The organism is Phascolarctobacterium succinatutens CAG:287, from assembly GCF_000434895.1.
Classification (GTDB): domain Bacteria; phylum Bacillota; class Negativicutes; order Acidaminococcales; family Acidaminococcaceae; genus Phascolarctobacterium_A; species Phascolarctobacterium_A succinatutens_A.
This window is the reverse complement of the sequence record NZ_FR892798.1, coordinates 1-7,213: the sequence shown is the minus strand read 5'-3', so window position 1 is coordinate 7,213 and position 7,213 is coordinate 1. Positions and strand designations below refer to the sequence as shown.

Here is a 7,213-nt window from a genome sequence, read left to right as displayed (position 1 = left end):
GTTGTAACGGCGACGAGAACGGAGAAAGCTATTCTAGATACGCCAGCAAGTGTTGACTTTGTAACGGCTAAAGATATTGAAAAATCTGGTGCAGTAAAAATTGATGACGTTTTAAAAAGAGTGCCAGGTGTTTCGGTTTCAAGATCTGGAGGATTAGCAACTTCTTCACCGATGATTGCAATGCGTGGCTTGAAAAATAATTATGATACGTTGGTACTTTTAGATGGACAACCGATTGTCAATGCCTATTCTGGAACTGTAAATTGGAATGATGTTCCTGTAGAAAGCATTGAAAAGATTGAAATTGTAAAAGGACCTGCTTCTTCTATTTATGGTTCTAATGCTGCATCTGGTGTCATTAGTATTACCACAAAAAAGGCTAAAGGATTGCATGGTTCTTCTGCATTAACATATGGTACTAATCATACATGGATTAAAAAAATAAATATTGGAGATAAATTTAATAAGTTTGGTTATGACTTGTATTACACTGCTACTGATAGTCATACATATGGGTACGAGGCCTATAAGACAATTAGTGCAACTAAGACTCCTGGAGTACCTACTGGAGATAATTATGTTATTGAATCAAATACAACTGGTAGTGGTAAAGTAGTAAAAATAGGTAAAAAAGGCGATAAGATTTGGAACGAAGATAACTATTCTGGAAAATTTACTTGGGATTTTGATAGAGATAAGACTTTAAGTTTAGGATTCTTTAAAAATAAAAGTAAATACAGTTATGATTATCGAAGTCATGAAAATTGGATCGGTAAACCAGGAAAATATTATATAGATGCAAATAATGCATTTACTTTTAATAATAGTGATTTTGATACTGCTCCTGGTGCTGTTGATGAACGAATTTATACTATTGGCTATAAGGATGATGCTAATGGTTGGAGTGTAAATGCTGGCTTAACTGATAACAGGAGTTGGAATGGAGGAGTGTTTACTACCGGCAAGTCTGCTTTAAGTGATTATAGCAGTAAACGTTATAACCTAAGTGTTAATAAAGAAATTACATTAACTGATAAAGATACAGCTGTAACGGGTTTTCAATATGTTCATGATAAAATGGATAAAGTTAAGTATGCAAAGGATTTTAAAACTAAATTGCAAACTGGTGGTGGTAAATCTGATACATATGGTGTATATTTCCAAAATGAGCATAATTTTAATGAAAAACTTTCTTTGATTGGTGCTATAAGATATGATCATTGGACAGTAAAAGATGGATATGTAACGGATGGTAATGGTTATAATTCTGCTCCTGAATCAAGGTCTGATTCTGCTGTTAGTCCTAAAATTGCTTTGAATTATAAATTTGATGATAGCCAAAGTTCTTATATTTCTTGGGGTAAAGCATTTTCTGCGCCTACTTTGTATAATATGTTCTCTGGCTCAACAAACAGTGATACTAGCCAAATGAAAGTTGTTATTCCTAATCCTAGCCTTAAGCCGCAAATAATTAGTACGATAGAAACTGGTTGGAAAAAGAATTTTAACGATAAAACTTTCCTTGAAGTTGCCCTTTTCTATAATAAAATTAAGGATATTAATTATAAAGCCGATTTGGGTAAGCAAACTATTGATGGTACGGAATATACGGTACAACAAAATCTTTCTGGTGGTAGAGGCGAAAATAAAGGCATAGAAATTGGCTTGAATCACAAATTTGATGATAAATTATCTGTATTTACTAATTTAACGCTTCAGAATCCTGTTATTAAAGAAGCGCAGAAAAAAGGTGAAATTGGAAAATTAGTTACCCAAACTTCTAAGCGGTTGTTTAATATTGGCTTCGATTACAGTGACGGAAAATTTAGTGCTGATTTAGCAGGTAATTATTATAGTAAGAAATACAGTTCTACAACAAATAGTGATGTAGTTACTGGAGTGCCAGGAGCTTATGATCCAGTATTTCTCGTTTCCTTAAATACGACGTATAGGTTTAATAAAAACCATTCTGTTAACTTGTTAATTAATAATTTATTAGATAGAGACTACTATAATTATTATAATGGCCAAGGTCGTAACTTCCTGTTGACTTATTCTTACAATTTCTAATCTAAGTATTAACTTTTTTACATTGTTTTAAAGCGGCGTAACAACGCCGCTTTTCTACATTGATTATTAAGCAATACCTTAAGCAAGTATAAACTGTGGAGTTATGTAAAATAAGAATTATAAAAATGGAGTTTTTATGTTACGTTATATTGCTTTTTTTATATTATCATTGCTTATTCTAGGCTGTGGTGTTAAGCACAATTTTGAAAGTGTTCATATTGATTCATTGAAAACATATATGGTAAAAGATGATTATGGTAATAGTATAATCTTAAGGGGAAAGCCTAAAAGAATTATGACTACTCATATATATTTGGATAACATACTTTTGGGATTAGTCGAACCAGAGCGAATGATTTCCGTATCAAAGAATATGGATAACGAATCAAAAACTTTTGCTGGAGCAGGTGTAGAAAAAATTAAAAATAAAATAATTATGCCTGATGCAGAAACTGTATTATCTTTAAAACCAGATTTATTAGTTGTACATGATTTGATTGGTGAGGATAAAATAAGAGTTTATCGTGATTTAGGGATACCAGTCTATGTTGTAAGGATTCCGGTCAGCATCAAGGAGGTTCAGAATAAGATTTTTGGACTGTCTCAGTTAGTTGGAGAACAACAGCGTGGAATTAATTTAGTAGCCAAAATGAATAATTTGTTGTTACGAATAGAGTGTAATATACCGCAAAATGTTAAGTTTAGTAAAAGCAGTGTACTAGTGGCGACGAATCATTCCCTTTATGGTGGTCGAGGATGCGTATATGATGATGTATGTAAACATGCTAAGATACGTAATGGAATTTCTGAAGTTGGACTTGCTAATGGACAAACAGTGAGTAAGGAAATAATGCTAGAATTCAATCCTGATTACTTCTTTTTAACTAAATCGTGGAGTGATTGTAAAGCATATGATGAAAAGCTGATAAATGAATTTGTTAATGATAAAAGCTTAAAGAATTTACAGGCTATAAAGAAAAGAAATGTAATGTTAATTGATGAAAAATACATTTTTATCGGTCATCAGAATTGCGTATGGTCGGTGCAGAAGCTGGCACATCTGGTTTATGGTGACTGTGTTGTTTTAGAGCCGGAGGAGTTTTTGAAAGGGTTTTGACAATTAACAAGCCATTTGCGTTTATCTATACTAGTTCTAATCAAATAATCAACTTGGCGGTGCGCTTGCGCCGCCTTTTAATATACTGCAAAAATAAAAGCGAATTTTCAGAAAAATAACTTGACTATTGTAACCTTCTCTGTTAATATAATAAGCACAAAGACTAGTCAGAAAAATCAGAAGAAAGGCTATGAATAATAAATGGTAAAAATAAAGCAAGATCTATTGAATTCCATTAAAGAATTTACTCTTATGGATGACCCGTTTATGACTAAGGTTTTTGAAGATGACATAGAGCGTACGCAATTAATATTGCGGATTATTTTAGAAAATGATACAATCAAAGTAAAGAAAGCATCTACACAAAAACGTCTTAAAAATCTTCAGGGAAGGGACTTACAGCTTGATATTTTAGCTGAGAAAGCTGATGGTACCAAGTTCAATGTCGAAGTACAGAATGAAAGCAGTGGCGCCATTCCTCAAAGAGCACGCTATCATATGAGCCTGTTGGATGCCAAAAGCTTGCCTAAGGGTGAATATTTTGACAAAATCCCTGAGAACTATGTTATTTTCATTACCAGGGAAGATGTTCTTAAAGGATTGCTGCCAATCTATCATATTCATAGAACGATAGATGAGAATGGTAGCAGCTTTGCAGATGGCTCGCATATTATCTACGTTAATGCCAAAATTCATAATGACACTCCTTTAGGAATGCTGATGCATGACTTTTGCTGCAAGAACCCTGATGATATGCATTATAAAAAGCTTGCTGAAAAAATTAGATACTTTAAGGAAGAGAAGGAGGGCTTGGATAAAATGGGCGATGTAATGGAAAAGCTTATAGCGAAGCGTGAAAAAGAAGCTATGAGAAAAGCACAAAAGGAAGCACGTATCAGCGTAGCTAAAGAGATGCTGGCCGATAATGAATGCATAGATAAGATTGTTAAGTACTCTAAGCTTTCAGTAAAGGAAGTACGTGCGCTGGCAGCTAAAATGAGCGCCTAGGGATACAAACTGATAAAAACAGCAATCACCGCTATGATTGAAGACGAATCTGGCGGTGATTTTCACCTCCAAAGTTTTTCGCCTGTAGAAGAAAAAGTACTTGAAATTCAGAAGTTTTTCGTTTACAAAAGAAAAACTTTGGATTTTTGATGAGTTTTTCTCATGGAGAAGAAAAAACTTGTGTAAGCTTTGCCTTGCTTGCTGTTGCGCAGTTATTTTGAAACTGTAACCTGCTTTACATTATTTACTGCAAAATAATCGAAAACACGCAAAGTGTAATATTTTCTTGACACTATTAATGCAGAGTGTTACACTAGGCACAACTTCAAAAAAGACCACAAACCGTTGAGACGGAGATCAAGTCAGCAGATGCGCTTACAGAGAGTTCGGGCAGGTGGAAGCCGGATAGAGATGCAGGCTGATAAATGGACCGTTGAGGGTGCTGTCAAATCGCGCAGGCGAGAGTATTCGGCAACGTTACACCGGCGTTAAGGGTGAGGAATGTGTCAGCATTCTGCGAGAGAGCGCCGATGTACGGCGAAGCAAGGTGGTACCGCAGGTATAAGCATTTATAGCCTGTCCTTGATATTGCTCAAAGTGAGCAGTACGAGGACAGGCTTTTTTGTTGACACGGGTGAAAATAAGCAGATGAGGTGAAAAAATGTTGAATTTATCTTTGGAGCAGGTCATGCAGTATGCAAAGAACTACAAGGCTGTGCCTGTAGCGAAGGAATGCCTGGCGGATATGCTGACGCTGCTGGCGTTTTTGGACAATGTAAGACGCAGCAGCCGCAATTACTTCCTTTTGGAAAGCATTGAGGGCGGTGAGCACTGGGCGCGCTATTCCTTTGTAGGCTATGATCCTGTGCTGCGTTTGAAAATAACCGACGGTAATGCGGAAATCATCAGTGGTGCTGCCGTGAAGTATCAGGAAAACGATCCCTTGGGCTGTATCCGCCATATTTTGGAGGAATACAAGGCACCGCAGATTGAAGGCCTGCCTAATTTTACCGGCGGTCTTGTCGGCACCTTTGGCTTTGATTTTATGCGCTACTGCGAGCCGGATATGCGGGTAAATAAAGAACGCAAGGCGGAATTTGCCGACGTTGATTTAATGCTGTTTGATAAGCTGATTGCCTTTGACCATCTCAAGCAGAAGATTTTCCTGATTGTGAATGTCAAAACGGATAATGCTGCCATCAATTACGCCAAGGCGGAGCGTGAAATTGCGGCGATGGAGGAAATGCTGCTGCAGCCTGTGCAGCCGAAGAAGCCTGTAAAGGCTAAGCTGGGCGAGTTTACCAGTAACCAAAGCCGTGAGCAGTATAATAAAAATGTGCTCCGCTGCAAGGAATATATCAAAAACGGCGATGCCTTTCAGATTGTTTACGCGCAAAAATTCAGCGCAACCTATGACCAAAGCCTTTTCAGCGCTTACCGCTACCTGCGAACGACGAACCCGTCGCAGTACATGGTGTTCCTGCATAATGACGATGTGGAAATCGCCGGCAGCTCACCGGAAACTTTGGTGAAGGTGGTTGGTAAAAAGGTCATCAGCATGCCGATTGCGGGCACACGTCGCCGCGGACGTACGAGCGAGGAGGACCTGGCGCTGGAGCAGGAGCTTTTAGCAGACGCCAAGGAGATTGCAGAACATAATATGCTGGTGGATTTGGGGCGCAACGATGTTGGCCGTGTCTGTGACTTTGGCAGCATTAAGGTGAGCGATTATAAGGCGATTAAGCGCTTTTCACACGTTATGCATATCACGAGCAAGGTTACAGGCCAGCTGAGTGCCGATAAGGACGCATTGGACGCGCTGCGGGCAGTATTCCCGGCAGGCACGCTGAGCGGAGCGCCGAAGATTCGCGCCTGCGAGATTATTGACGAGCTGGAGCCGGAGCGCCGCGGTATTTACGGCGGTGGCATGGGTTATCTTGATTTTGGTGGTAACATGGATATCTGTATTACCATCCGCACTATGGTTAAAAAGAATGACAGAGTTTATATTCAGGCTGGCGGCGGTATCGTTGCGGATTCCGTATTGGACAATGAATTTCAGGAGACTGTGAATAAGGCGGGCGCCTGCATGACAGCGCTGCGCATGACGGCAGAGGAGGAGTAAGCAATGATTTTGATTATAGATAACTACGACAGCTTTACTTTTAATCTGTATCAGCTGATTGGCGAAATCAATCCTGATATCAAGGTTGTGCGCAATGATAAGCTGACGCTTGAGGATATCAGAGCTATGCAGCCGGACCATATCATCATTTCGCCGGGGCCGGGCAATCCCAAGCAGGCAGGTATTTGCCTGGAGGTGATTCGCCATCTGGCCGGTGAGTTCCCAATTTTAGGCGTCTGCCTGGGGCATCAGGCGATTGGCGAGGCCTTTGGCGGCAACGTGGTGCATGCACAGGAGATTGTGCACGGTAAGGCGGATAAGGTGTATTTGGCGGCGGCAAGCCCCATTTTTAAGGATATGCCGGATTGCTTTGAGGCGGCGCGCTATCATTCGCTGATTGTGGAGCCGGAAAGCCTGCCGGAATGCTTGGAGGTTACGGCAAAAACAGCGAAGAACGAGATTATGGCGCTACAGCATAAAACGCTGCCGGTGTATGGCGTGCAGTTCCATCCGGAGTCGATTATGACGCCGCAGGGACGGACGATTTTGAAGAACTTTTTGAGCCTGTGAGCTTTGACGCAGGGCGTGATGGTTGTACGTGCGCTCTGCGTTTTCTATTACGGGAAAAGGTAAAAAATGCACTTTTTTCGTAATAGGATGCGTGCTGAAACGGTAAAATGGAGAGTTCTATTACTAGAAAAGGTAAAAAGTGCACAAAGTTCGTAATAGAGAGTATGCAGAAGTAGTGATTTGGAGGATTCTATTACGAGAAAAGTGAGCTAGGTGAAAAAGTTCGTAATAGAATTCATCGTTATAATAAAAATAAGGATTCACTTCCGATTTACTTGCGAAGTGAATCCTTATTTTTTGGTAGATTGTATAATCAACTTGAA

5 protein-coding genes are annotated in these 7,213 nt (G+C 39.4%); all 5 read left to right on the top strand.

Annotated elements, in window-relative coordinates; genetic code table 11:
• The coding region (locus BN587_RS06955) for a TonB-dependent receptor (RefSeq protein ID WP_303684893.1) at positions 1-2,070 on the top strand (2,070 nt) is incomplete at its 5' end.
• A gap of 136 nt (positions 2,071-2,206) precedes the next feature.
• Positions 2,207-3,187 (top strand): ABC transporter substrate-binding protein, encoded by a 981-nt coding sequence (locus BN587_RS06950; RefSeq protein ID WP_021720417.1) that lies wholly within the window; start codon positions 2,207-2,209, stop codon positions 3,185-3,187.
• A 201-nt stretch (positions 3,188-3,388) separates the two neighbouring features.
• Entirely contained in the window at positions 3,389-4,195 is an 807-nt protein-coding gene (locus BN587_RS06945; protein ID WP_021720416.1) for a PD-(D/E)XK nuclease family transposase, read from the top strand.
• Between the two features lie 661 nt (positions 4,196-4,856).
• Positions 4,857-6,320 (top strand): anthranilate synthase component I, encoded by a 1,464-nt coding sequence (trpE, locus tag BN587_RS06940; protein ID WP_021720415.1) that lies wholly within the window; start codon positions 4,857-4,859, stop codon positions 6,318-6,320.
• 3 nt (positions 6,321-6,323) lie between these two features.
• On the top strand, positions 6,324-6,890 hold the full coding sequence (locus tag BN587_RS06935) for an anthranilate synthase component II (protein WP_021720414.1): 567 nt from the start codon (positions 6,324-6,326) through the stop codon (positions 6,888-6,890).
• The last annotated feature ends 323 nt before the right edge of the window (positions 6,891-7,213 follow it).